The following is a 24629-nucleotide window of genomic DNA, read 5'->3' as shown; positions in this document are numbered from 1 at the left end:
GACTGCGCCCTGAGTTTATTTCACTTCGGTAATCACGCTGCCTTCATGGGTGGACGGCTGCTCTTTTGTCTTGCGGAAGATCGCCACCGCCAGCACCAGCGCCGCGACGGCAGGTATAGCGCCGATATAGCCCACCGAGGACATGGAAAGATCCAGGCTAACCTTATTGCCCAGCAGCGCGCCCGCGCCGATGCCAATATTGAAAATACCGGAGAACATCGCCATAGCAACATCGGTGGCGTCCGGTGCCAGCGTCAGCACTTTCATCTGCATCCCCATGCCGATCATCATAAAGGCCATGCCCCAGAACAGCCCCAGCACAATCAGGCCGGCCTTGCTGGCCGCTACCGACGCCAGCAGCAGCAGGCAGATCGACAGCAGTGCGATAGAGCCGGTCAGCAGCGGCGACAGGCGTTTTTCGCCGCTCTTGCCAAAAATAATGCTGCCGGTAATGCCCGCAATGCCGAAAATCAGCAGCAGAAGCGTGGCGAAGCTTTGGTCAAATCCGGCTACTTTCTCGACAAAAGGTTCAATGTAGGTAAACGCGGTAAAGTGCGCGGTCACCACGGCGACGGCCAGCACGTAAAGGCCTACCAGCGCAGGGCGGCGCAGCAGGTCCGGCAGGCTTTTCAGCGAACCGGTATGCTCCGACGGCACGCGCGGCATAATTTTTAAAATCAGACCCAGCAGCACTAAAGCCCCGACGCCAATGGCCAGGAAGGTGCTGCGCCAGCCGAATGCCTGACCGATAATTCTGCCCAACGGCAGGCCCAGCACGGAAGCCAGCGCGGTAGCGGTCGCAATCAGGCTCAGCGCCTGCGCTCTTTTACCCGGCGGGGCCAGCCTGACCGCCAGCGATGCGGTGATAGACCAGAACAGCGCATGGGCCAGCGCTACGCCCGCGCGGCTCAGCAGCAGCACGTCGAAACTCCAGGCGAAAAAGGCCAATACATGGCTAAAGGTAAACAGGCCAAAGATCGCAATCAGCAGCACGCGCCGATCGGTATTGCTGGTCATCAGCATCAGCGGCAGCGACATTAGCGCCACAATCCACGCATAGATGGTCAGCATAATGCCCGCCTGCGCCGATTCCATGCCGAAGCTATGGCCGATATCGGACAGCAGGCCGACAGGCATATATTCCGTGGTATTAAAGATAAACGCAGCAACAGCCAAAGCCAGAACGCGTGACCAGGCAACTTTGCGTGAAACGGTAACGGTGTTCATATCAGTCATAGGCTTCTGCTCCGCAAAACTCAAAACGCGTCATTCTAGAGCCGGCCGCATAAAATTCAATCCGAAAGTGATCGTCATCACACTTTTTACATAGTTTGAAGGTTTAGAAAAGGCTATATCCTGCTACGACGTCGCTGGCCAACAGACCTGGGGAGTTATTTGCGGGCAGGTAGCAGCATGCGGTCAGGCGTAGATGTTCAGCAAAGGAGGAAACAGATAAGCATAAAGAGAGGCGCTAACGGGGGGGCCGAGGACAGTCTTGGTTACGCTGCGTTTACCACCTCGTTGATATCAGCCGCACGCTTTTGGCTTTTCCCTTCTGGTCATTTTCAGCCCCTGAATGCATTTGCGATAAAACAGCCCTGTGAGGGGCTTTGATCTATCTATAAAAGCCTGACGTCTGCCCATCAGTTCAGGCCCTCACACCGTTGCGGGCCATCACCAGCGGTTTAAAAGCCAGTCAGGCGGCGTGTTGACCTGCTGCCATGATCCGATCGAACACGTCTACGGCAGCGCTGGCACCGCCTGCCTGAGAGATTTCTTGCTGTAAGACGGCCAGGTTTCTCTGACAGGCCGGATCGGCGCTTATCTCCTGCGATGCCATAAGCAGACTGGTTGCAGAAAGGGTTTCCCGAGGCAAATATTTTCCTATGCCCAGCGCCTGAATCCGCCGGGCATTGAGGCGTTGTTCGGCCTGCTGCGGTACGGCTATCATCGGCACCCCGAAATAAACGGCCTCCATCAGGCTGTTCATTCCGGCATGGGTGATAAACAGGCTTGCCGCCTGTAGCACATCAAGCTGGGGTATCTGACGGTGAATTTCAATATTGGCGGGCAGCTCTCCCAGCTGGGCAGAATCGACATAGCGGCCAATAGCCATTACGACATGCCACTCGCTATTGGTGAAAGCCTGAATGCAGGTGCGGAAAAAAGCGGTCTGATGCGTATAAACCGAGCCCAGCGAGATGACGACAACCGGCCGTCCTGCTGTTTTTAGTCGCCAGCCAGGCTGCGCGGCCAGTGGCCTGATTTCGGGCCCGACAAAGGTTACGCCAGGGGGAATAGTGTCTGGTTTTTCCTGAAAAGAGCGCGGAATAAAGGCAATGGCAGTATCGCGGGCAGCCAGGATGGCACGAAGATCCACGTTCAAATTATTGTCGTGCAGCATTTTTTCCAGAATCGGTATGCAGGGCCACTCTTCGCCCGACAGGCCCAGCCACTCCTCGGACTGCCCCTGATAGCTGACGTGGGTGGGATTAAGGCTGATGGCCGGAACTTGCCAAAGATGGGCGAATATCTTGCCCAGCCAGCTAAGCGGGCCGTAGGCGATAATGTCGGGCCGGTCGTTCTCAAAGGCCGCCAGCAAAGGGCGACAGGTCGCCTGTGCTTCCCGTGCCAGCTCGCGGACAACGTAGCCCATCTCCTCTGGTCGTGGCTGCTCTTTAGTAAAAGTGGGTTCAAACAGAACCGGCGTGGCGCCGCAGGAAGCGACAAGAGAGGAAAACTCTGGCGAGGTGGTATAGCTGACCCTGTAGCCCCGCACGACCAGTGCCTTGACCAGCCCGAGGGTCGGGTTGACGTGTCCTTGTTCAGCGCAGTTAAAAATGGCCACGTGCCGTTGGGTATTCTTGCCGCTTATATTCACCGTCATAGTCAGTTTTCCTGAAAGAATGAGAGTTAAAACCGCTTTAGTTTTCCCTGTGCCCGGCCACTGTTGTAACCGCCCGTATAGCTGGCCATTGCTATCAGTCACGTTGGCTCAGGGATTCTCAAAGATATCATTCAGTTAATGAAATTAATATGTCAGGATTTTCTCATAACACAGAGCGCCGCCGGGCTAACAGCCTTGCACCGGGTATGAGCCGGCATGACAATATTTGGGATAATGTGGTGGCCGAGTCGTTCTTCGATTTACTGAAAAAAGAGCGTATAAGAAAAGGATCTACAAAACTCGCGATCTGGCCCGCGCCGATATCTTCGATTACATTGAAGTGCTCTGAAATCAGGCCCGGTATCATAGCCAGCCCGGGGCATCAGTCCGTAGGCCTGCGGACAGGTTTCAGCGTGAGGACAGGATCTGTCTATTGTTGAGAGGGCAGCGCGGATCTTAGCTTCTGTTGGATAGCTTTTGCCGTATGTGGTATTGCTGGCTTTGCTGCTTCTCATCTTGTCAGAGAGTGGATGGATAAAAAATGAAGAAACTTTTACTTATAGTCGCTATTTCCATGAATATAGTTAACTTTGCCTGTGCGTCTCCTACACCCAATCACACCGTTCCTGCTGGTAAGGTTGCGCAGTGGAAAGGGTATGATGTCATTGTTAAGAGGGACAGCTTAGGGATTGTCACTGTTGACGGAAAACCAGCGGCTGTGGATGAAATCACAGAGAAGGCTACAGCCTATCAGCAAGGGCTGTTTAGTGTGATCATCTATAAGAGCGGTAAAGTCGCTTTGATGAAGCAAGGGCAGTTTGTAGGCTATTTGAAGAAAAGCTGACCAGGAAGGGCTGATGAGCCTCTTTTTTATGGGGCATTTGGGGAAATGTACATCATACGAGGACAGGCTTATCAAGCGCTCTGTACTATCCTGATCCCAAAATGAGTCCCTGACTGACAGACTCAGTAGTGATGCCTTTGCCAGGCCATAACTACTGTGGATTGACCGCAAATAAGGCTTACTTTTTGTGCATCACAATGCAAATAAATCCTTACAGCGTGGCGATGAGTGTACATATAGTGATTATTAACGAAGCGACTTACACCTGTCAGGAACAGTTCGTTGCCCGGTCGGACAGAGTTGTGAGCCTCTCCAGACCAATCTTAAAAAATCCATTTGTATACGTTAAATCCCGCTACCTACAGGCAACAAAAAACCCGCAAACTCAAAGAGAATGCGGGTTCTTGCGGGGTTTCCATCAGTAACCGGTACTGACAGAATAGGTATTTGGTCGGCACGAGAGGATTTGAACCTCCGACCCCCGACACCCCATGACGGTGCGCTACCAGGCTGCGCTACGTGCCGACGCGTGAGCTAATAGTACGCAAATTCGCTACGATTGCAAGCGGCTAACACGTTGACTGCTATGAAAATAGCCAACGTTGCCGTCTGGTTTACGCAGAGCAGGGCGCGGGAAATAATCTTTAAAACCCACGCCTCAGTTAGCGATAAAGCGTTTCTCTTCCGTCAGCACCTGCAACAGCAGCGTCAGCTGCGGCTTGTGATCTTTCAACCGCTGGCCCTGAGCATCCCAGGCGGTATAGCTGCCGTTGCTGTTCAGCTCCAGCGTCAGGTTCGGCGTAGTCACCACCAGCTGGCCGTCATGCATACTGGTTATCCAGTTATGGCTGCGGCGCACGGCAAACAGATCTTCGCCCTGCGAATAATCAGAAGCTGGCGTACGCACGTGCAGCAGCCGCTGCATCAGCGTAGTCATAATATCCTGATGGCTGGTCAGCTTATCAATCTGCTGCGATGGCGTATTCGGCCAGTGGATCACCAGCGGCACCTGTAGGTTTGCACGGTTGCCCATATCGTCATCGTCGTTCAACGCCACGCCGTGCTGCGCCGTGATCACCACCACCGTATTATCCAGCAGGCCTTTCTCCTGTAACGTGGCGAGCACGTTCTGGATTTGCCCATCCACCTCTGCCGCACTGCGCGCGTAGCGCCGTGCCGCTTCTTTCGCCACGCCAGCGTTTTTGCCGCCGGACAAAGAAAGATAGGAGAACCAGGGCGCGCTTTTCGCTTTCTGCGTCTCCAGCCAGCGTTGCCACTGCGCAACGGTTTGTGCATCGGACTGGCTTTCTGAAGTGGGCAGCGAATAGTCCGCCAGCAGCGCCTGACGATAGAGCGGCGAGGCAAAGCCGTCGCTGGCAAACAGGCCAAACTGGTAACCCTGTTTCGCCAGCGCCTCCGTCAGCGCCGAAGGCACGCGCGAAGAGAGCACGCCGTCCATATAGCCTGCCGAAATACCGTAAAAGAGGCCGAACAGACCGCTGTCGGCCTGGCTGCCCGCGCTGAAATGCTGCGTAAAACGCACGTTGTCCTGAGCGAACCGGGCCAGATGCGGCAGCTGTTTCGGCATCGTGGCCTCGTTCAGGCCGTCCACGGTGACGATCAGCAGATTGCTGCGGGCGCCGCCATCGCGGAAAGTAATATCGTTCAGCGGATAGGCGACCGAAAGCGCCTCCGGATTACCCTGCTGCACCAGCCTGCGCTGATACTCCTGCGCATCCAGCAGGCCGTGGCGCTCCAGAAAGCGGCGGGCCGTCATTGGATAAGAGAGCGGCAGGTTGGAACGCTGCATGGTGACAGGCCGATAGAAATTCGCATCGGCCCAGATATACATCAAATGGCTGGCAAAGAACGTTACGATAAACAGCACGGCCAGCGGCTTGCCAAAGCTGCGGCGGTTCAGGCTGCGCAGCTTTTGCCAGCTCCAGGTAGCGAACAGCATCTCGACCAGGAAAATAGCCGGTACGCTGATAAACATCAGCTGCCAGTCACGCGCCATTTCGCTTTGATCGGGATTGACCACCAGCTCCCAGACGACCGGGTTAAGGTGCAGGTGGAAGCGGGCGAACACCGCGCTGTCAATAAGCAGCAGCGTCAACCCGGTGGTAGCGATGATGGCGGAAAGAAAGCGCAGCAGTCTTTGCGACATCACCACAAACGTCAGGGGAAAAACAATCAGCAGATAGGCGGCGAAAACAATAAAGCTAAAATGGCCTGTCCAGCTGGTAAACGCATAGATACGCCCGACCAGCGAGGCAGGCCAGTCGGCAACAATCAGATAGCGACTACCCAGGATAAGGGCAAAGATAATGTTAAACAGGGCGAACCAGTGCCCCCAGCCAATCATCTGGGAGACTTTATCACGGTAGCGCGGCTGACTTGTTACCATAGCGGGATCACATCAGTGTGCTTTATCTTCACGTACCGAAGCCTGAAGCGCCTCGGCAAATGAACGCGCAAGCGCGCGGCGTTGCTCCGGAGCAACGCTGGTGTTCAGCAGGTTAGTCACCATATTGCCCAGCACCATCAAAGAGAGATCGGTGGGCGCCTTGTCTTTTTCAAGCACGTTGACCATTTCGGCGAGGAGTTTTTCCACGCGGTCGTCGCTGTAACGGGATGATTGTGGCATAGCGTCAAATTTATCGAGTATTAAAAGGCGGCATCTTACCGTAAAAGCGCGATTCTTTCTGCAATTTTATCATGTGGAAAAGGTTAATGTTGTTGCCTGTTGATCCCGACCACGCTCGGTGATTGAATACGCGCTTAAGTTTAAAGGAGAGTTTACATGAGTCTGGATATCGAGCAGATTGCCCTTCATCAGATGATTAAGCGTGACGAGCAGACGCTGGAGCTGGTGCTGCGGGAGTCGCTGCTGCCGGCCACTGGCCCGGTTACGGCGATGATGGAGGAGCTGCATCGCGTCTACAGCGCCAAAAGCAAGGCTTACGGCCTGTTTAATGAAGAGAGCGAGCTGGCCGACGCGCTGCGCAACTGCCGGAAGGGCCAGGATGATTTTCTGGCCTTCAGCCGCGCGGCGACCGGACGTTTACGCGACGAACTCGCTAAGTATCCCTTTGCGGACGGCGGCGTCGTGCTGTTTGCCCACTATCGCTATCTGGCGGTGGAGTATTTGCTGGTTGCGGTGCTGAACAGCCAGAACAGCATGCGCGTTAACGAAGAGCTGGATATCAGCACCACGCACTATCTGGATATCAACCATGCGGATATCGTGGCGCGTATCGATCTGACCGAATGGGAAACCAATACGGAATCAACTCGCTACCTGACCTTCCTGCGTGGCAGAGTAGGGCGCAAGGTCGCCGACTTCTTTATGGATTTCCTTGGTGCCAGCGTGGGCCTGGATACCAAAGCGCAAAACCGTGGTCTGCTCCAGGCGGTGGACGACTACTGTGCCGAGGCGGCGCTGGATAAAAACGAGCGTCAGAACTATCGCCAGCAGGTTTACAGCTACTGTAACGAACAGCTGCAGTCGGGCGAAGAGATTGAGCTGGAAGGCCTGTCGAAAGAGCTGGCGCCGCTGGGCGAAAAAACCTTTCAGGATTTCACCCAGGAGCAGGGCTACGAGCTGGAAGAGAGCTTCCCGGCGGATCGCAGCACGCTGCGCCAGCTGACGAAGTTCGCCGGCAGCGGCGGCGGGCTGACCATTAACTTTGACGCCATGCTGCTGGGCGAGCGCATTTTCTGGGATCCGGCTACCGATACGCTGACCATCAAAGGCACGCCGCCTAATCTGCGCGACCAGCTACAGCGTCGCAGCGGCGGCAAATAAGCGCAGCGGCAGGGATGCCCGCTGCTGACAAACGCCCATAAAAAAACGCCGCATTAAGCGGCGTTTTCTTCACACAGAGATCGGTCGGCGATTAAGCGCGAACGAAGTCGATGTGGTGCAGTTTTGGCTTGAACGGGTGACGCTGTACAGCCTGCACTTTTACCTTAGTTTCTTTACCGTCAACAACCAGAGTCAGCACGTCGGTGTAGAACTCAGGCTTAACCTGCATGTTCATCACGTAGTCGTGATCCAGTTCGATAGCTACAGCTGCTTCGTTACCGCCATAGATGATGGCCGGGAATTTGTTAGCTGTACGCAGGCGGCGGCTCGCACCCTTACCCTGCTCTTTACGTTCTTCTGCATTGATAGTGAACATTGTTCAGTCTCTTTCTAAGTAATTATCCTGCTACAGGCGACCCAGCAACAGGTTGGATTGTTCAGCTTTCGCCAGCGGCAAAAGCGGGGCGCATTGTAGCAGGCAAGGCCGGTGCGGGCAACGCATTAAACACCGTGTGCCCTAACGGATCTCATTAGCGCGTCGAAAACGGCCCTGATAATCGAACACTTTTTCACGGATCTGCCAGAAATTGCGCTGTTTGCGGGCCACCACAAAATCGGGATGGCGTAGCAGCGGCTGCATCGCTACGATATCCGCCGCGTTTTCCCAGCCGAGCGGCACGCCGGGCGCTCGCTGATGCGGCCGCATGAACAGCTGCTCGAAGGCTTTGCGCTGCGCGGGCGTGCTCAGGCGGAAGCGCTCACTCACTTCGGTTGCTTCCTCATCGAAATAGCGCGCCTTCAGCCACTCGCCTTTCTCATCACGACCGTTTTCCAGCACCATCGCAGCGCAGCGCAGCACCAGCGCATCCTTCAGCTTTAGCGCCGCTTTCAGCATATCGTCGGGATCGACCAGCACCGCGTCGCACTGATGGCAGCGGCGGGCGGCGATATCGTTCTCGGCGTTGCAGTGCGGGCAGCTTTTAAAGCGGAAGCGGAAGTCGCACTGCTCGCGTTCGCCGTCGTCGTCTTCCATCACGCCCTGACAACGGCGGCCAAAGTGCTCAATGATGGTGCCGTCGGCGGTGGTTTTGCCCCAGAACGTATTGGCAAAGCCGCAGGCCGGGCAGAAAACCTGCACCGGTTTATTGTCGCTTTTGCCCTTGGGCGCGCCCACTTCCGGCGTAAAGATATCGTGCGGATTACCCGCGTAGTCCAGGATCAGGCAGTCGGTTTTGCCAGGGCACAGCCGCAGCCCGCGTCCGACAATCTGCTGATACAGGCTGACCGATTCCGTAGGGCGAAGGATGGCGATAAGATCGACGTGCGGCGCGTCAAAGCCGGTAGTCAAGACCGCCACGTTAACCATGTAGCGCAGCTCGCGCGCTTTAAAGGCGGTAATAAGGGCATCGCGCTCGGCGGCGGGCGTGGTGGCACTGATCAGCGCCTTGCTGTCGGGCAGCAGGCCCAGCACCTCTTTGGCATGCTCGACCGTGGCGGCAAAAATCATCACGCCCTGGCGATCCTGCGCAAACTCAACGATCTGCTGAATAATATGCGGCGTAATGCGCTGCTGCTGCTTCAGCTCCAGGTTGAGATCCGCCTCGCTGAACAGGCCGTTTTCCCTGGCGGTCAGGCGGCTGAAATCGTACTGCACCACCGGCATATCCAGCCTTTCCGGCGGCACCAGAAAGCCGTGTTTGATCATATAGCGCAGCGGCAGCTCGTAGATGCAGTCGCGAAACAGCGCCCGCTCGTCGCCGCGCACCATGCCGTGATAGTGGAACTGATAGATCCAGCCCTTGCCCAGGCGATAGGGCGTGGCGGTCAGGCCCAGCAGGCGCAGCTGCGGATTGCGCTGGCGCAGATGGTTGAGGATCTGCTGGTACTGGCTGTCTTCGGCGTCGCCAATGCGGTGACACTCATCCACAATCAGCAGCGAAAACTCGCTGTCGAACTGCGCCAGATTGCGGGCCACCGACTGTACGCTGCCGAACACCACCTTGCTGCGGCTCTCTTTCTTTTGCAGACCGGCGGCAAAGATATCGGCCTGCAGGCCGTAAGCCTGATATTTGCTGTGGTTCTGCGCCACCAGCTCTTTGACGTGCGCCAGCACCAGCACGCGTCCGCGCGCCAGCCGCGCCAGTTCGGCGATCACCAGGCTTTTGCCCGCGCCGGTCGGCAGGACAATCACGGCGGGCTGGTGAGAGCGACGGAAGTAGCTGAGCGTGGCGTCAACGGCTTCCTGTTGGTAGGGGCGCAGGGTAAAGGACATGATTAAATCCGCGAGCAAAGCCGCATTATGCCACGAAAGTCCGCTCCGTGCGCGCGCGCCTCTGTGCCTGAGCCGCAACTCCCGATATACTTCTGCTGTTACTCTCTTCTGACGTTCCCTACAGGAACGGTGAATTCATTCATTGAAACAGGCAGTGCAGATTTAATGCGACTTGATAAATTTTTATCTCAGCAACTGGAAGTCAGCCGGGCGATTGCCGCTCGCGAGCTGCGCGCGCGTAAGGTGACGGTTGATGGGGAAGTGGTGCGCGAAGGTTCTTTTAAGCTCAGCCCGGAAAGCGAAGTGGAATATGACGGCAATCCGTTACGGCTGCAGATCGGCCCGCGCTATTTTATGCTGAACAAGCCGCAGGGCTACGTCTGCTCCACCGACGATCCGGATCACCCAACGGTGCTCTATTTTCTGGAAGAGCCCACCGCGTATAAACTGCACGCGGCAGGGCGGCTTGATATCGACACCACCGGCCTGGTGCTGATGACCGATGATGGCCAGTGGTCGCACCGCATCACCTCGCCGCGCCATCACTGTGAAAAAACCTACCTGGTGACGCTGGAAAACGCGCTGGCCGAGGATACGGCGGAGCAGTTCGCCGCAGGCGTGCAGCTGCATAACGAAAAAGACCTCACTAAGCCAGCCAGCCTGGAAGTCATCAGTGAAAATCAGGTGCGGCTGACCATCAGCGAAGGGCGCTATCACCAGGTAAAACGGATGTTCGCTGCGGTGGGTAACCACGTGGTGGCGCTGCATCGCGAGCGTATTGGCGATATCGTGCTCGATGAGGAACTGGAGCCGGGCGAGTATCGCGCCCTGACGGCGGAAGAGATCGCCAGCGTGAGACTGCCCGCAGAATTAAAATAAGGAAACAGGGATGCGTAAGGAAAAGAACTCGTCGGCGGGACTGGTCGTTATTCTTGGCCTGCTGGCTATGCTAATGCCGTTGTCGATCGACATGTATTTGCCTGCGCTTCCGCAAATCGCCCGCGAATTTGGCGTGTCGGCCGGCAGCGTGCAGATGACGCTGAACCTCTATATCCTGGGCTTTGCGCTGGGGCAGTTAATCTACGGCCCGCTGGCCGACAGCTTTGGCCGCAAGCCAGTGATAGCCGTGGGCACGCTGATTTTCGCCGTCGCGGCGGCGGCCTGCGCGCTGGCGCAAACCATCGATCAGCTGATCTTTATGCGTTTGCTGCACGGCCTGTCGGCGGCGGCGGGCAGCGTGGTGATCAGCGCCCTGATGCGCGACAGCTACTCGAAAGAGGAGTTCTCGCGCATGATGTCCTTTGTCATGCTGGTCACCACCATCGCGCCGCTGCTGGCGCCTATCCTGGGCGGCTGGATGCTGCTGCTGTGGAACTGGCACGCCATCTTCTGGGCTATCTCGCTGGCCGCCGTGGTCACCACGCTGCTGGTGGTCACGCAGATCAAAGAGACGCTGCCGCACGATAAGCGGCAAAAATTCAATATGCGCACCACGCTGCGCAACTTTCTGTCGCTGTTTCGCCACAAGCGCGTGTTCAGCTATATGCTGGCCAGCGGCTTTTCCTTTGCCGGGATGTTCTCTTTCCTTAACGCCGGCCCCTTTGTGTATATCGAGCTGAACCATATTTCGCCGCAGGATTTTGGCTACTACTTTGCGCTGAACGTGGTTTTCCTGTTCCTGATGACGCTGCTGAACAGCCGCTGCGTGCGCCGCTTCGGCCCGCTGGCGATGTTCCGTCTGGGGCTGCTGATCCAGTTTACGATGGGCATCTGGCTGGTGGTGGTCAGCGCACTGAACCTCGGTTTCCTGCCGCTGGTGTTTGGCGTGGCAATGTTTATCGGCTGCGTGGCGATGGTTTCTTCTAACGCCATGGCGGTGATCCTGGAAGAGTTTCCGCATATGGCGGGCACCGCTTCCTCGCTGGCGGGCACGCTGCGCTTTGGCGTGGGCGCGCTGGTCGGCGCGCTGCTCTCCACCATGACCTTTACCAGCGCCTGGCCGATGGTTGGCTCCATTTTTATCTGCGCCGCGTTTTCCGTGCTGCTGTTTATCTACGCCACGCGCCCGCGTAAAAGCCGTCAGCGCAGCTTGCCATAACATCGACGCCCGCATCCGCGTAATAGCCTGACCCGCTTAATCCTCGCCAAAACGGGAAGCCTTGCTTCCCGGCTTTTCTGAAGCCTTGCTTCCCGGCTTTTCTGCTGATACACGCTATAATGTTGCCTTATTGTAAAAATAACTAAGCTTAAATTACTTTTGTGCAACAAAATTGATTGTTATTACGGCGCCGACGCGGTAAAAATGAGAACAAAATCACGAACTGGCGGTACTAAGCCCTCGCAGATGGGGTATGTCCACGACCAGAAACAGGCAGAAATGATGATGGCTACGGGCTGGGGAGTAGGGGTGAACAGATTACAACATTCGGTGGTGCATCGCCTGCCGCAAAGCTATCGCTGGGGAGCCGGAAAGCGGCTGGAGCCGCGTGCGCTCAGTGGTACAGAGGCGGAGGATGACCTGGTAGGCCTGAGCCTGCTCAGTCATCAGGGCGTACAGGCCTGGGATATCATGCAGATGCTGAAAGAGGCGCTGGCGGAAATTCAGCTCGACTGCGCCGTGGTCGAGTGGGAAGGCGAGCCGTGCCTGTTCGTGGCGCGTAATGATGAATGCGCCACTACCTGCCGCCTGAAAAACTTTGGCGTCGGCATTGCTGAAGCCTTTAAAAATATACCTGCCTGAGCCAGGCCTCAGGCAAGCGCAATTAGCTCCTGCGTATAGCGCGCTTTCGGCGCGGTAAAAATAGTTTCGCAATCGCCTTGCTCCACGACTTCTCCCTGGCGCAGCACCACCACCTGGTGGCACAGCGATCTGACTACGCGCAGATCGTGGCTGATAAAAATATAGGCCAGCTGACGATCCCGTTGGAGCTTTTTCAGCAGCGCCAGGATCTGTTTTTGTACGGAACGATCCAGTGAAGAGGTTGGTTCATCCAGCACGATCAGCTGCGGCTGAAGGATCAGCGCGCGCGCGATGGCGATGCGCTGCCGCTGTCCGCCGGAAAACTCCGATGGGTAACGATGACGGGTTTCCGCATCCAGTCCCACTTCCTGCATTGCCTGGATCACCAGCGCCTCGCGCTGTTCCGCGCTCAGTTCAGGCTGGTGCACCTGCAAGCCTTCCGCAATGATCTGCTGCACGTTCAGCCGGGGATTGAGCGCAGAATTCGGATCCTGAAAAACCACCTGCATTTCCCGACGTACCGGCAGCATTTGCCTGCGATCCCACTGGTGCAGCGGTCTGTCGCCCAGCCAGATTTCGCCTTTGGCCTCGATTAGCCGCAGCAGCGCCAGGCCGGTGGTGCTTTTGCCCGAGCCGGATTCCCCGACCAGCCCCAGGCTTTCGCCCGGACGTAGCTCAAAACTCAGCGACTTCAGCGCCTGATGCGCACCCACTACGCGGCGCATCAGACCCTTTTTCAGGGAAAAAGCGACGCTGAGGTTGCTGACCTTCAGCAGTGGTGGCGCCGCGCTGTCAACAGGATCGGGGCTGCCTTCCGGCTCCGCATCCAGCAGCGTGCGGGTATAGGGATGTTCGGGCGCGCTGAACAGCTGGCGACTGGTATTGCGCTCCACGCCCTGGCCGTTACGCATCACCAGCACGTTGTCGGCCAGCTGCCGCACAATATTCAGGTTGTGGGTGATAAACAGCAGGCCCATATTCATCTCCTGCTTCAGCTCCTTCAGCAGAACCAGGATCTGCGCCTGCACGGTAACGTCCAGCGCGGTGGTCGGCTCATCGGCAATCAGCAGCTGAGGCCGCGTCAGCAGCGCCATCGCAATCATTACCCGCTGCCGTTCGCCGCCGGAAAGCTGATGCGGAAAATCGCCCATTCGCCTGGCGGGCTGCCGAATGCCCACGCGATCCAGACAGCTAAGGATCTCGGCCTTCGCCGCCGCCGCGCGCATGCCACGGTGCAGCGATAACACCTCATACAGCTGTTTTTCAATGCTGTGCAGCGGATTCAGCGACACCATCGGCTCCTGAAAAATCATCGCCATACGGTTGCCGCGCAGGCCGCGCAGCGTGCGCTCATCGGCCTTCAGTACATCCTGACCGGCGAACAGAATTTCGCCCTGCGGATAGACCACCGGCGGCGTGGGCAGCAGGCGCATCATCGACAGGGCGGTCACGCTTTTGCCCGAGCCGGATTCGCCCACCAGCGCCAGCGTCTCGCCCGCTGCGACGCTCAGCGACAAATTATCGACAACCTGACGCTCAACGCCGGCCTGGCGAAAGGCAATGCTTAAGTTTTTGACGGTCAGCAACGACATCAGTGCACCTTACTGGGATCGAAGGCGTCACGAACCGCCTCACCGATAAAGATCAACAGCGACAGCAGGATCGCCAGCGAGAAAAAGGCCGCCATGCCGAGCCAGGGCGCCTGAAGGTTATTTTTGCCCTGTAGCAGCAGCTCGCCCAGCGAAGGCGACCCCATCGGCAGCCCGAAGCCGAGGAAATCCAGCGAGGTCAGCGTAGTAATAGAGCCGCACAGAATAAAGGGCAGATAGGTCAGCGTCGCCACCATCGCATTCGGCAGCATATGGCGCAGCATAATAGTCCGGTCGCCGACGCCCAGCGCCTGCGCGGCGCGAATATAGTCAAAGTTGCGCGCGCGTAAGAATTCAGCGCGCACCACGCCGACCAGCTGCATCCAGCCAAACAGCACGTTAATGGCCAGCAGCCACCAGAAGCCGGGCTGCACCACGCTCGACAACAAAATAATCAGAAACAGCGTAGGCATACCCGACCAGACTTCGATAAAGCGCTGGCCCCACAAATCTACCCGCCCGCCATAATAGCCCTGACAGGCGCCGACGATGATGCCGACTACGCTGGACATCAGCGTCAGCATCAGGCCAAACAGCAGCGAAATACGCGCGCCGTAGAGGATCCTTGCCAGCACGTCGCCGCCGTTAGCATCGGTGCCCAGCCAGTTTTGCAGCGAGGGTGGCGAAGGGAAGGGGACGCTGGAGGCGAAATTGATGGTGCCGTCGCCAAATTTGATCGGCGCCCAGATGGCCCAGCCTTCCTTATCCAGGCGAGATTTCAGCCACGGATCCTGATAGTCGGCTTTGGTCGCCAGCTGGCCGCCAAAATCGGTTTCGCTGTAGTCCACCAGCAGCGGAAAATAGAAGCGATGATCGTAGCGCACCAGCAGCGGCTTATCGTTAGCCAGCAGCTCGGAGCCAAGGCAGAGCACAAACAGAACGGCAAAAATCCACAGCGACCAGTAGCCACGACGGTTATGTCGAAAACGCTGCCAGCGCGCGTGATTAACGGGGCTTAATCGGCTCATCAGCGACCTTCAAAATCAATGCGCGGATCGACCAGCGTATAGGTGATATCGCTGAGGATATTCAGCAGCAGGCCGATCAGGGTGAAAATATAAAGCGTGCCGAACATAACCGGATAGTCACGCTGAATGGTGGCGTCGTAGCCCAGCAGGCCCAGCCCGTTCAGAGAGAACATCACCTCAATCAGCAGCGATCCGGTAAAGAACATGCTGATAAAGGTGGCCGGGAAACCGGCGATCACCAGCAGCATGGCGTTGCGGAAAACATGACGGTAGAGAATTTTGCTCTCGTCCAGTCCTTTGGCCCGCGCCGTGACCACGTACTGCTTGCGGATTTCATCAAGAAACGAGTTTTTGGTCAGCATAGTCAGCGTGGCGAAGCCGCCGATCACCGTCGCCAGCACCGGCAGGGTAATATGCCAGAGATAGTCCGTGATTTTGCCGTACCAGGGCAGCGAGTCGAACTGCGCCGACACCAGCCCGCGCAGCGGAAACCAGTCCAGATAGCTGCCGCCTGCAAACAGCACGATCAGCAGCGTGGCGAACAGGAACGAGGGAATGGCGTAGCCGATGATAATCAGCGAGCTGCTCCAGATATCGAAGGCGCTGCCGTTATGCACGGCTTTGCGGATGCCAAGCGGGATAGAGACCAGATAGATAATCAGCGTGCTCCACAGCCCCAGCGAGACGGAAACCGGCAGGCTCTCTTTAATCAGCTGCACAACCGAGCTGCTGCGGAACAGGCTGTCGCCAAAATCGAAGCGCACATAGTTCCACAGCATATCCAGGTAGCGCTGATACATCGGCTTGTCGAAACCGTAACGTTTGGTGATTTCCGCCACCACTTCCGGATCCAGCCCGCGCGACCCGCGATATTGGCTGTCACCGGGCTGAGCATGCAGCGCGCTGCGTCCCTGCGCCTGCGGCGTATTGCCGGCGCCCGGCATTCCGGTAGTCTGGCCGAATTCGATATTGGCCAGCGCCTGATCGACCGGGCCGCCCGGCGCAATCTGCACGATAAAAAAGTTAATCGTAATAATCGCCCACAGCGTGGGAATGATTAATAGAAGTCTGCGTAGCAAATAGGCGCCCAAACTGCTCTCCTTAACGACGCTGGGCCGGCAGCTGCGCGGCTTTATTAACGTCATACCACCAGCTGTCGAAGCCTAAAGAATAAGTCGGTCGCGTGGCGGGCATCGAAAATTTATCCCACCAGGCATAGCGATCGCTGGCACCATACCACATCGGTATCATGTAATAGTTCCACAGCAGCACCCGATCCAGCGCGCGACCCAGCGGCAGCAGCGCGGCTTCATCGCTCTGATGCTGATTTATCTTTTCAATCAGCTGGTCGATTACCGGGCTGGCGACATGCGGCCGGTTGTAGGTGGAATTTACATAGGCGCTTGACCAGTAAATTTGCAGGTTGCTGTCGGGGTAGGGGATAGCCGGGTAGGGGGAAACCAGCATATCAAAGTCGCTTTTGCGCATGCGGGCCAGATATTGCGAGCTGTCTACCTGCCGGATGACCAGGTTGATGCCCAGGCGCGCCAGATTGTGCTGAAAAGGCAGCACCCACTGATCGTTGCCGCCGCTGCGCAGCAGCAGTTCAAAGGTGAAAGGCTGGCCGCTGGCGTTGACCAGGCGCTGATTTTTCAACGTCCAGCCGGCCTGCTCCAGCAGCGCCGTGGCCTTCAGCAGATTGGCGCGATCGTACCCGCTGCCGTCGGTGTGAGGCGGCTGATAAATCTGCGAGAAAACCTCATCAGGAATTTTGCCCTTAAAGGGCGCCAGAATTTCCAGTTCTTTAGCGTCGGGATAGTCGGTAGCGGCATAGTCCGTGTTCTGAAAATAGCTGCGGGTGCGCTTATAAGCGCCGTAAAATAACGCCTTATTCATCCACTCAAAATCGAACGCCAGCGAAACTGCTTCGCGCACGCGGCGATCGGCAAACAGGGGTTTCTGTACGTTAAACGCCAGCCAGTTTGAGGAGGTAGCCACGGTATTCGGCTTTGCGTCTTTCACGATGTAATGGCTGTCGAAATTCCGGCCGCGATACTGGGTGGCCCACTTTTTGGCGGAGCCTTCGGCACGAAAGTCAAACGCGCCCGCTTTAAACGCCTCGAAAGCCACATTGTCATCCAGATAGTAGTCGTAGCGCAGCGTATCGAAATTAAAACGGCCTTTATTGACAGGCAAATTAGCGGCCCAATAATCTTTGACCCGTGACCAGGTCACGGACTGACCGACTTTATAGGCCGACACGCGATACGGCCCGCTGCCGGGTGGCGGCGCAGGTAACGGCTCGCTGAGATTATGATCCTTCCAGAAGCTCTGCGGGAAAACGGGCAGCGTAAGCAGCGAAAGCATCATATCTTTGTTGCCGACCGGCAGCTCAAAGCGCACCGTCAGCTGCGCAATGGCTTTGACCGTGACGCCTTTGTAGAACACCCGAAACTGCGGTACGCCCTGCTGCATAAATTTATTAAAGGTAAAAGCAACATCTTCTGCGGTGATGGATGAACCGTCCTGGTAACGCGCCTGGGGATTCAGCGTGACTTCCACCCAGCGATAGCTATCCGGGTAGCGAGCGAATTCGGCAATCAGCGGATAGTAGCTGCCCACTTCGTCTTCTGAGTTCACGAACAGCGTATCGTAAAGCGTATCCGTGCCCTGCGCCGGATTGCCGCGCGAGGCGAAACGGTTAAAGTTATCGTAAGTGCCGATAGCGGCAAGCGTCGCGCTACCGCCCTTGGGCGCAGCCGGATTGGCGTAGTCAAAATGCGTGAAGTTCACGGCATATTTAGGCTCGCCCAGCTGGGCAAAGGCGTAGCTCTCATGAATTTCTTCAGCCCGAGCCGTCGTCGCGGCGCAGCAGAACAGCAGCAAAGCTAACCAGCGAAAAATCATCTTATTATCCGATCCTGATAAAAAACGCAGCGCGATCCCCAGCCTGCCAGAGCATTGCGCAATGCGCCAGCGAAGCACATTTAAAAAGCGTAGCGCAATAACTCATCCGGCAGCCGGTTCGCTGCGGGGCTCATGCTGAAAATAATCAATCAGCTGCGTCACCGTACGCGGGCGGCTGAATAAATAGCCCTGAAAATGACAGACGCCACGGTGGCGCAGCCAGCGCGCCTGCTCACCGGTTTCTACGCCTTCAGCTACCGTCAGCAGATTGAGTTTTTTCGCCAGCGCCAGCACCGCATCCAGCACCGGCGAAGAAAACGACTCGCGGGCGATGTTTTTTACAAATCCCCGATCTATTTTCAGGTAGTCAAAACGGAATTTTTCCAGATAAATTAAGGCACTGTGTCCGGTGCCGAAATCATCCAGCGCGATACGAATATTTTGGCCGCGCAGCCAGTCGAACACCGACTGGGCGTTGCGGGTTTCTACCATAGTCCGTTCGGTAATTTCAAAAACGTAGCTGAAGTGATCCTTAGGCATCGCTTCCAGCCACGCTAAAACGTCCTGGAAAAAGGTTTTATCGCCCAGGTGAGCAGGCGAAAGGTTCAGGTTGAGATTGATGCCGGCCGGCACGGCATGTTGCAGCGTATGGCAATCGCGCGCCACCAGTTCAAACAGGTGCCGGGTTAAGGGCACAATCAAATTTTTGTTTTCGGCGTAGCGGATAAAAACGTCGGGCGGAATGGCGCCAGCTTCGGGATGCGTCCAGCGCAGTAGCGCTTCCAGACCGCAGGCCTGGCCGGTCGCCGCGGCAATAACCGGCTGGTACTCTACGTGGAATTCCCCGCGCCGAATGCCCTGCAGGATTTCCTTGCCCGGTCGGATAAAGAGCGTGAGCAGGGCATAGCAGGCAAAGCCGCCGGTCAGGCTCAGCAACAAACCGGCCAGCAGCACCAGCGTAATATCGTCACTATTCAGCCTGCCGCCATAAAGCTTTAGCTGTAAAGGATAGCCGGGTAGCGTCATGGTTTTTGACGGATCGTCGGGCAGCGAGCTGGTTGCCGTTACGCGCTGTTCCCAGCTGGTTAACGCCCGCTTGCCGGTCACAATAGCTATACCTGAAATCTCATGCTGCCGTTCGGTATACAGCAGCCAGGGCGTCAGATTAATCTTTAGCGTGACCAGCAGGCCGTTGCCTGCCTCGCCATTCTGCAACCAGAGGTGAAGAACCGGTTTATCAGGCGTCAGCGGCGCGGCGGCAAGCTGAATATCAAGCGGCTTGCGGGTGTCCGTCGTAGGGGAAAACTGGCGCATAGCGATTTGGGTTTCTCCGGCCAGCGAAGAGCACCATGCCCGATTGTGATTAACCATCAGGATAGCCTGAATATTATCATCCAGGGCGGCGCGCTCAATCAGGTCATTTTTTATGGCGGAGCAGGCAGGGCGAGGCGACGTTTGTAGCGGCAACAGTTTCCGCTTTAGTTCATCGAGCATCGTCAGCACATAGGCCTGGGTGTTTCTGGCCATTTCATCGTGATTGTCGGCCCGGCGATGAAGCATAACGGCCAGCGCGATGATGATAAATGCCAGAAAAAGAAGTAAGCCGAGGGTCGCGCTGAAGCAGGCAATCTTGCGAGGATTGAGAAGTGGCCGCGTAAGGCTTGATGAGAGTGGCATGGGGTTTATCTCCCGAAAGTGCCGGTTAAGTCATTGCGCTGTCCTGCACAACAGACGCCGTTTCAATCCGGCAGGATATACCGGGAAAGTGCCGTTTGTCTTCTTATTATTATGATTAGCTTCGGTTTTTTAACGCATTATGTCAGTTATTTCGCTCGTGCGCGCAGGCAGGGCGCAATAAAACAAACCATCAGAACGGCCGATGTAGCCAAAAAGCTTTTGAATATAAATATTTGTGCGTCTGTTATTAATAACAAATTAGTGCCAGTTAATATTAAAGCAAGAGTGTCAGGCTCAGCGGGAAACAGGTTTCTTTGTGCTGGCCTCTCTTTGCCGTTTTCCAACGGGGCTTTAGTGAAAAAGGGGAAGAGCCAGGAAGCAGCCAGCCTTTACCCATAAAAAACCCCGCTTATAGCGGGGCTCGGAACCGTTTTGCACAGACTTCAGGGGGATCAGCTTTGCGTTCGGCTTAGTACCCGGCGGCCTTCGCGATAGCGATTTTTCCAGTAGGCGTCGTTGAGATTGGAAATCATCACGCCGCTGCTGGTAGAGGCATGCACGAAATTATCGTTGCCCAGGTAGATGCCGACATGGCGGCCGGTAGAGCCGGCGCGGAACAGCACTAAATCGCCCGGGCGCAGTTTGCCGCGCTGGATGCTTTTGCCGGTGTCTTCCTGTTCATAGGTTGAGCGGGGCAGATCCAGGCCAAACTGTTCACGAAAGGTGGTCTGCACAAAGGCAGAACAGTCAATGCCGCGTTTACTGGTACCGCCAAGACGGTAACGAACGCCCTTCCAGTCCGAATATTGATCCATCAGGCGGGATTTAATATCCACATTCTGAACCATCTGTTCGAATTCATCCTGAGACGCCTGAAGTAAAAAGCCGTTATGGCCATTAACTGCATGCGTATCAGTTTGTGCATTGCTGTTGGTATTCGTCGAGCTACAGGCTGAAAGCAGCGTGGCTAAAGCCACTGCGGGCAATACCCGCCATATATATCTCAGAATCGGTTGAGACTTGACCATTATGTTTGTGATCCCTTGAAGTCCTTAACGACAGAAGTCGCTAGCTATGCGAAACGGAACGAGATTAATTAGCGCACACGGGCAAAACAATTCCACAAAATTCAAATTGTGCGAAAGCGCACAGTTTAAAATGTAAATAATGGAAATATCTTACAGCTTTGTCCTAATCGGAAATGAGATTACCCGATTAACTGCGTGCTGGCGAGGGGTTTTAACGACTTTTTTATTGATTTTTATCATAAGAAACAGAGAGGTCGTAGTCTGGCCACTTTATCGGCACAAACGCTGAAAACCTGAGGCGTGAAAGGCTAAAAGAGCGTTAAAAAATGCGTGTTAGCCACAATTCAGTTTAATACTGCTGTACGTTTCTTAAAGGCAGAAGATTCCGCTGGGGATCAAACATCACTGCAGCTGTAGCATAAAGTGGGATTTTGAGAGCTACATCGCATAAAAAAGCAACGAAAGTGGCGTAAATCACTTTTCGTTGCTTCCTGAAAACGGTAAAAAAAGCGGCTTAATTAATTAGCCGGCTTATATTTACCTGGTAAAGCACGATATAAAATATTCACCAGCCAGTCGCTGCCCGGCGTAATTAACCACCAGCTCGTCCCTACCAGCACCACGGAAAGCGAGCCTACCGCGACATCGGTAAACCAGTGCGCGCCAATCATAATGCGCGGCGTAGCGAATATCAGCACGATCCCCACGGCAATTAAAAAAGCACGAACGCCAAAGTAGCGCAGCATAAAGCTGGCAAAAATCATCAGCATCATGCCGTGATCGCCAGGAAAACTATCGGAAGAGGCATCTTTAGTTGGAATGCCGGTTAATGTCGTCACGTGATGAACGTCCGGGAAATATTTGGTCGGGCTGGGATGCGAAACCGGGATCAGATGACCAAGCTGGTTCAGCACCACCGCCGTCAGCAGCATAGCGATGCCGATAGCCAGCAGCCGCCTGCGCCCCTGGGGCGTTTCACGCCGCCAGAAACTGTAATAAAGCGCGCCCATCGCCAGCAGCGACACCGCGTCAAAAGGGCGAAAGTTGGTAATAGCAACCAGCCATAACAGCGCTTTATTGGTTGCCAGCCGCTCGTTAAACCAATAAAAAAGGTTTTTATCGAGCGTAAACCAGGCGCCGTGATTCTCCGGCAAATACCAGGAAAAAAAGAGCGCCAGTCCCAGCGCGTTAAGCACCAGGATAGTGATCAGTTGATTAGCACGCATTTTATTAAGATTAAGTTAAGAAGAAGTGACGGCGTACATTATACAACAGCAGTTAAACGAAGTTTCAACAAAGATGCCTGGAGGCTGTTCCAGTCGGCTTCTTCTTCATGAATAATTTCGATCCGGCTGTCTGGCGGCGCAGCCTGACGCGTTTCGATATTAAGATCCTCGCCCTGACGATTCACGCTCAGCAGGCCTTCCTGAATGCGCACCACGCCTTTTACCCGGCTAACCGGAGCGAGCCGCGCCCACTCCAACAGGCCAACCGTATCGAACACGGTTTCTGCATCAAACACCCAGCCGCAGGAATAGTAGCCCTGGCCCTGATTCAGCGAACGCCGCCAGCGCGTATTCTGCACGGGCGCCAGCGCCGCCAGTCGCGAAGCGGGCCTGGCATGATGGTGTGCCGCCTGCGGCAGCGGCTGCTGATTCAACCGTGGACGCGTCAGCAGTTCGCCAGCGATCTGGCCGAAACGCGCGGGAATAATGGGGCGCTGTAAAGCGTCCTGCGCGCGCCAGTCTTGCAGCGCTGCCAGCGTGGCCTCATCCCAGCGATCCTCTTTATTGGCCACGATAATATCGGCGGCGGCGAGCTGATCGCGGAAGTTTTCATTAGCCGTAATGCGGGCATCGCCTAGCTGACGTGGATCGAGCAGGCAGAGCGTGGCATCCAGCGTCAGCCAGGGCTGATAAACCTCCGCAGACAGCAGGTCGAGGATCTGTTTAGGGTGACCAAGGCCGGTCGGCTCAATCAGCAGACGGTCGGGCCTGGTTTGCTTCAGCAGCATATTCAGGCCCACCTGCATCGGCAGGCCGTTAACGCAGCACATGCAGCCGCCGGGGATCTCTTTTAGCACCGCGCCGCTTTCCGCCAGCAGCGCGCCGTCTATACCTACCTCGCCGAACTCATTAACCAGCACCGCCCACTTTTCTCCCTGTGGTTTCTGCGCCAGCAGATGCAGCAGCGTAGTGGTTTTGCCGCTGCCCAGAAAACCGGTAATCAGGTTTACGCGAGTCATTATTTTCTCCTTGAGTTGTGGCCGGTTGTGCTTATCGGCTTTCGGAAAGCGTATTGCCGACTATGTTAATTAAGAGACGCTAATAAATGAGGTAAGTATGAGCAAACTTAACTTTTCGCTGGCCCTTTTTTTGATGGTTCCGGCAGGTAGCGCGCTGGCGACGGTAGCCGCAGGCACCGGCGTTATCACTTTTTCCGGAGCGATCACGGAGCCGGGTTGCGCTGTGCAACAGGAACAGAATCAAATCAGCGCTACCTGTTATCGCGACGGCCAGCTAAAAGTATCGCCGATCTCGCTACAGGCCAACGGTACGCTGCCATCCGGCATCGCCCGTATCGACGTTGAATGGCTGGACCAGGCGCGACGACAGGGCATACTGACCGTTAGCTATCGCTAGTAGTGTAATAATATAACAATAACGGCGAGGCGTGGCGCGCTCGCCGTTTTATTAGTCTGCGCGGCCTATGAGAACTGGCGCGCTTGCCGTTATTGTTATTCTGCGTGGCCCATAAGGGCAGGCGCGAATACCTTTTTATGAGTCTGCGCGGCCCATATAGCGGCGTTCGGCAATATGGATGCGGATGCGCTCGCCGCTGCTGAGGTATTCCGGCACCTGGATCACCAGGCCGGTGCTCATGGTGGCAGGCTTGGTACGCGCGCTGGCGGAAGCGCCTTTAATGCCCGGCGTGGTTTCGATAATTTCCATATCCAGCGTTTGCGGCAGCTCAAGCGCCAAAATTTGCCCGTCCATCGTCAGCACCTGAATGCCCGGAATGCCGCCTTCCGGGATAAACAGCAGCTCTTCTTCGATCTGATCTTTTTTGAAGACGTAAGGCGTGTAGTCCTCGTCATCCATAAAGACGTATTCGTCACCGTCTACGTAAGAGAAGGTAACCTGACGACGGCTCAGCGAGATCGCTTCCAGGATGTCGTCACCCTTGAAGCGCTCCTCGACTTTCATGCCGGTACGAATATCGGTAAAACGCATTTTATAAAGGGTAGAAGCCCCGCGCGCGCTGGGGCTTTGGACATCAATATCTTTGACTAACAGCAGCTTACCGTTATGGCTGACGGCCATGCCTTTTTTGATTTCGTTTGCTCTTGGCATTGTGTTATCTCGATGAAAGGGGCAATGAAAATGTTCGCGACAAATTACTCTTGCTGACGGCTTCAGGCAAGTGCTGAACGAGGAAGAAAAGCGGGGATGGCGACCATAGTATTCCCACTGCGCGCCTGCTATTGTCGCGTCTCTTAAAGGGGATAACCAATGCAATGTCGAGCTTCCTGCGGCGCCTGCTGTACCGCGCCGTCTATTTCCACACCGATCCCCGGAATGCCCGACGGCAAACCGGCCAACACGCCCTGCGTTCAGCTGGATGAACAGCAGCGCTGCAAAATCTTTACCTCGCCGCTGCGGCCGTCGGTCTGCGGCAGCCTGAAACCCGATGCTGAAATGTGCCGTAACAGTCGGGAAGAGGCGATGGTCTGGCTACTGGATCTGGAAAAACAGACCGCCTGGTGTTAATTGCCTGTTGGCTAAAAGTAAGGCATCAGCCATCCATCGGCCGATGAGACCTTTTTCCCAAAAAGAAAAGTCGAAGTGT

The 24629-nt window shown here is 55.9% G+C and carries 22 protein-coding genes, 1 tRNA gene and 1 pseudogene; 8 read left to right on the top strand and 16 right to left on the bottom strand.

Translation table 11 applies throughout. The features are described 5' to 3' along the window. Positions 1-15: 15 nt before the first annotated feature. The gene (locus ACA373_RS08055; protein WP_253461269.1) at positions 16-1227 is read right to left on the bottom strand and encodes a sugar transporter; all 1212 of its coding nucleotides are present in this window, start codon (positions 1225-1227) and stop codon (positions 16-18) included. Positions 1228-1696: 469 nt separating this feature from the next. Next, positions 1697-2887 carry a macrolide family glycosyltransferase gene (locus tag ACA373_RS08050; protein ID WP_370734309.1) on the bottom strand — a complete coding sequence of 397 codons (1191 nt, stop codon included), beginning with the start codon at positions 2885-2887 and terminating at the stop codon, positions 1697-1699. A gap of 188 nt (positions 2888-3075) precedes the next feature. Between ACA373_RS08050 and ACA373_RS08045 the strand changes: the two are divergent. Together ACA373_RS08045 and ACA373_RS08040 are read left to right on the top strand one after the other, a co-directional pair. Next, positions 3076-3230 (top strand): annotated as a pseudogene (locus ACA373_RS08045) (IS3 family transposase); the annotation flags it as partial. Between the two features lie 198 nt (positions 3231-3428). Further along, positions 3429-3731, top strand: coding sequence for a hypothetical protein (locus ACA373_RS08040; protein ID WP_369895600.1), 303 nt, complete (start codon positions 3429-3431; stop codon positions 3729-3731). A 448-nt stretch (positions 3732-4179) separates the two neighbouring features. Here the strand turns inward: ACA373_RS08040 and ACA373_RS08035 are convergent. From ACA373_RS08035 to ACA373_RS08025, 3 genes are all read right to left on the bottom strand, one after another. After that, positions 4180-4256 (bottom strand) — tRNA-Pro (locus tag ACA373_RS08035). A gap of 133 nt (positions 4257-4389) precedes the next feature. After that, the gene (gene yejM / locus ACA373_RS08030) at positions 4390-6138 is read right to left on the bottom strand and encodes an LPS biosynthesis-modulating metalloenzyme YejM (RefSeq protein WP_370734308.1); all 1749 of its coding nucleotides are present in this window, start codon (positions 6136-6138) and stop codon (positions 4390-4392) included. A gap of 12 nt (positions 6139-6150) precedes the next feature. Further along, complete coding sequence (locus tag ACA373_RS08025) at positions 6151-6378, bottom strand: YejL family protein (RefSeq protein ID WP_125288209.1); 228 nt, start codon at positions 6376-6378, stop codon at positions 6151-6153. 156 nt (positions 6379-6534) lie between these two features. Between ACA373_RS08025 and yejK the strand changes: the two genes are divergently transcribed. Then, positions 6535-7539, top strand: a complete 1005-nt coding sequence (gene yejK / locus ACA373_RS08020) for a nucleoid-associated protein YejK (protein ID WP_370734307.1) — start codon at positions 6535-6537, stop codon at positions 7537-7539. Positions 7540-7630: 91 nt separating this feature from the next. On the opposite strand, the gene rplY is transcribed toward yejK, so the two are convergent. Continuing rightward, positions 7631-7915, bottom strand: a complete 285-nt coding sequence (gene rplY, locus ACA373_RS08015; RefSeq protein WP_125288207.1) for a 50S ribosomal protein L25 — start codon at positions 7913-7915, stop codon at positions 7631-7633. A 141-nt stretch (positions 7916-8056) separates the two neighbouring features. Continuing rightward, the gene (locus ACA373_RS08010; protein ID WP_301251151.1) at positions 8057-9811 is read right to left on the bottom strand and encodes a DEAD/DEAH box helicase; all 1755 of its coding nucleotides are present in this window, start codon (positions 9809-9811) and stop codon (positions 8057-8059) included. Positions 9812-9976: 165 nt separating this feature from the next. Here ACA373_RS08010 and rsuA point away from each other — a divergent pair, with 165 nt between their 5' ends. The 3 genes from rsuA (at position 9977) to ACA373_RS07995 (ending at position 12551) form a co-directional block, all read left to right on the top strand. Further along, complete coding sequence (gene rsuA, locus ACA373_RS08005; protein ID WP_253459880.1) at positions 9977-10690, top strand: 16S rRNA pseudouridine(516) synthase RsuA; 714 nt, start codon at positions 9977-9979, stop codon at positions 10688-10690. A gap of 10 nt (positions 10691-10700) precedes the next feature. Further along, positions 10701-11909, top strand: a complete 1209-nt coding sequence (locus tag ACA373_RS08000; protein ID WP_370734306.1) for a Bcr/CflA family multidrug efflux MFS transporter — start codon at positions 10701-10703, stop codon at positions 11907-11909. Positions 11910-12218: 309 nt separating this feature from the next. Further along, positions 12219-12551 (top strand): YejG family protein, encoded by a 333-nt coding sequence (locus ACA373_RS07995; protein WP_253459886.1) that lies wholly within the window; start codon positions 12219-12221, stop codon positions 12549-12551. 8 nt (positions 12552-12559) lie between these two features. On the opposite strand, the gene yejF is transcribed toward ACA373_RS07995, so the two are convergent. From yejF to ACA373_RS07955, 8 genes are all read right to left on the bottom strand, one after another. Next, a complete protein-coding gene (gene yejF / locus ACA373_RS07990; RefSeq protein ID WP_370734305.1) occupies positions 12560-14143 on the bottom strand; it encodes a microcin C ABC transporter ATP-binding protein YejF in 1584 nt (527 codons plus the stop codon). Continuing rightward, the gene (locus ACA373_RS07985) at positions 14143-15168 is read right to left on the bottom strand and encodes a microcin C ABC transporter permease (RefSeq protein ID WP_301251148.1); all 1026 of its coding nucleotides are present in this window, start codon (positions 15166-15168) and stop codon (positions 14143-14145) included. The genes yejF and ACA373_RS07985 overlap by 1 nt, the downstream gene beginning before the upstream one ends. Further along, a complete protein-coding gene (locus tag ACA373_RS07980) occupies positions 15168-16259 on the bottom strand; it encodes a microcin C ABC transporter permease YejB (protein WP_253459893.1) in 1092 nt (363 codons plus the stop codon). Before ACA373_RS07980 ends, ACA373_RS07985 begins: the two co-directional genes overlap by 1 nt. A 10-nt stretch (positions 16260-16269) precedes the next feature. Next, a complete protein-coding gene (locus ACA373_RS07975; protein WP_253459896.1) occupies positions 16270-18075 on the bottom strand; it encodes an extracellular solute-binding protein in 1806 nt (601 codons plus the stop codon). Positions 18076-18177: 102 nt separating this feature from the next. Then, a complete protein-coding gene (locus tag ACA373_RS07970) occupies positions 18178-19752 on the bottom strand; it encodes a cyclic di-GMP phosphodiesterase (protein WP_301251146.1) in 1575 nt (524 codons plus the stop codon). Between the two features lie 452 nt (positions 19753-20204). After that, positions 20205-20780, bottom strand: a complete 576-nt coding sequence (mepS, locus tag ACA373_RS07965; protein ID WP_125288197.1) for a bifunctional murein DD-endopeptidase/murein LD-carboxypeptidase — start codon at positions 20778-20780, stop codon at positions 20205-20207. Positions 20781-21298: 518 nt separating this feature from the next. After that, positions 21299-22006: a phosphatase PAP2 family protein gene (locus tag ACA373_RS07960; protein WP_253459905.1), complete on the bottom strand. Its 708-nt coding sequence runs from the start codon at positions 22004-22006 to the stop codon at positions 21299-21301. A gap of 38 nt (positions 22007-22044) precedes the next feature. Then, on the bottom strand, positions 22045-23025 hold the full coding sequence (locus ACA373_RS07955; protein WP_125288195.1) for a GTP-binding protein: 981 nt from the start codon (positions 23023-23025) through the stop codon (positions 22045-22047). Between the two features lie 97 nt (positions 23026-23122). Between ACA373_RS07955 and ACA373_RS07950 the strand changes: the two genes are divergently transcribed. Beyond that, a complete protein-coding gene (locus tag ACA373_RS07950; protein WP_253459911.1) occupies positions 23123-23422 on the top strand; it encodes a type 1 fimbrial protein in 300 nt (99 codons plus the stop codon). 135 nt (positions 23423-23557) lie between these two features. On the opposite strand, the gene yeiP is transcribed toward ACA373_RS07950, so the two are convergent. Continuing rightward, on the bottom strand, positions 23558-24133 hold the full coding sequence (gene yeiP / locus ACA373_RS07945; protein ID WP_370734304.1) for an elongation factor P-like protein YeiP: 576 nt from the start codon (positions 24131-24133) through the stop codon (positions 23558-23560). A gap of 159 nt (positions 24134-24292) precedes the next feature. Here yeiP and ACA373_RS07940 point away from each other — a divergent pair, with 159 nt between their 5' ends. Then, on the top strand, positions 24293-24550 hold the full coding sequence (locus tag ACA373_RS07940) for a YkgJ family cysteine cluster protein (protein WP_125288192.1): 258 nt from the start codon (positions 24293-24295) through the stop codon (positions 24548-24550). Positions 24551-24629 lie beyond the last annotated feature (79 nt).

Source organism: Erwinia sp. STN24 (assembly GCF_041320675.1).
GTDB classification, from domain to species: Bacteria; Pseudomonadota; Gammaproteobacteria; order Enterobacterales; family Enterobacteriaceae; genus Erwinia; species Erwinia aeris.
Note: the sequence above shows the minus strand (reverse complement) of the source record. Positions and strands in the feature narration are given on the sequence as shown.

What these genes read in the sequence shown, in the direction of transcription:
- ACA373_RS07955 (WP_125288195.1), bottom strand. Translation starts at nt 23,025, where the DNA reads ATGACTCGCGTAAACCTGATTACCGGTTTTCTGGGCAGCGGCAAAACC.
- ACA373_RS08050 (WP_370734309.1), bottom strand. Translation starts at nt 2,887, where the DNA reads ATGACGGTGAATATAAGCGGCAAGAATACCCAACGGCACGTGGCCATT.
- rsuA (WP_253459880.1), top strand. Translation starts at nt 9,977, where the DNA reads ATGCGACTTGATAAATTTTTATCTCAGCAACTGGAAGTCAGCCGGGCG.
- ACA373_RS07970 (WP_301251146.1), bottom strand. Translation starts at nt 19,752, where the DNA reads ATGCCACTCTCATCAAGCCTTACGCGGCCACTTCTCAATCCTCGCAAG.
- yeiP (WP_370734304.1), bottom strand. Translation starts at nt 24,133, where the DNA reads ATGCCAAGAGCAAACGAAATCAAAAAAGGCATGGCCGTCAGCCATAAC.
- rplY (WP_125288207.1), bottom strand. Translation starts at nt 7,915, where the DNA reads ATGTTCACTATCAATGCAGAAGAACGTAAAGAGCAGGGTAAGGGTGCG.
- ACA373_RS08000 (WP_370734306.1), top strand. Translation starts at nt 10,701, where the DNA reads ATGCGTAAGGAAAAGAACTCGTCGGCGGGACTGGTCGTTATTCTTGGC.
- yejF (WP_370734305.1), bottom strand. Translation starts at nt 14,143, where the DNA reads ATGTCGTTGCTGACCGTCAAAAACTTAAGCATTGCCTTTCGCCAGGCC.
- ACA373_RS08055 (WP_253461269.1), bottom strand. Translation starts at nt 1,227, where the DNA reads ATGAACACCGTTACCGTTTCACGCAAAGTTGCCTGGTCACGCGTTCTG.
- mepS (WP_125288197.1), bottom strand. Translation starts at nt 20,780, where the DNA reads ATGGTCAAGTCTCAACCGATTCTGAGATATATATGGCGGGTATTGCCC.
- yejM (WP_370734308.1), bottom strand. Translation starts at nt 6,138, where the DNA reads ATGGTAACAAGTCAGCCGCGCTACCGTGATAAAGTCTCCCAGATGATT.
- ACA373_RS07985 (WP_301251148.1), bottom strand. Translation starts at nt 15,168, where the DNA reads ATGAGCCGATTAAGCCCCGTTAATCACGCGCGCTGGCAGCGTTTTCGA.
- ACA373_RS07975 (WP_253459896.1), bottom strand. Translation starts at nt 18,075, where the DNA reads ATGATTTTTCGCTGGTTAGCTTTGCTGCTGTTCTGCTGCGCCGCGACG.
- ACA373_RS08040 (WP_369895600.1), top strand. Translation starts at nt 3,429, where the DNA reads ATGAAGAAACTTTTACTTATAGTCGCTATTTCCATGAATATAGTTAAC.
- ACA373_RS08025 (WP_125288209.1), bottom strand. Translation starts at nt 6,378, where the DNA reads ATGCCACAATCATCCCGTTACAGCGACGACCGCGTGGAAAAACTCCTC.
- ACA373_RS07950 (WP_253459911.1), top strand. Translation starts at nt 23,123, where the DNA reads ATGAGCAAACTTAACTTTTCGCTGGCCCTTTTTTTGATGGTTCCGGCA.
- yejK (WP_370734307.1), top strand. Translation starts at nt 6,535, where the DNA reads ATGAGTCTGGATATCGAGCAGATTGCCCTTCATCAGATGATTAAGCGT.
- ACA373_RS08010 (WP_301251151.1), bottom strand. Translation starts at nt 9,811, where the DNA reads ATGTCCTTTACCCTGCGCCCCTACCAACAGGAAGCCGTTGACGCCACG.
- ACA373_RS07940 (WP_125288192.1), top strand. Translation starts at nt 24,293, where the DNA reads ATGCAATGTCGAGCTTCCTGCGGCGCCTGCTGTACCGCGCCGTCTATT.
- ACA373_RS07960 (WP_253459905.1), bottom strand. Translation starts at nt 22,006, where the DNA reads ATGCGTGCTAATCAACTGATCACTATCCTGGTGCTTAACGCGCTGGGA.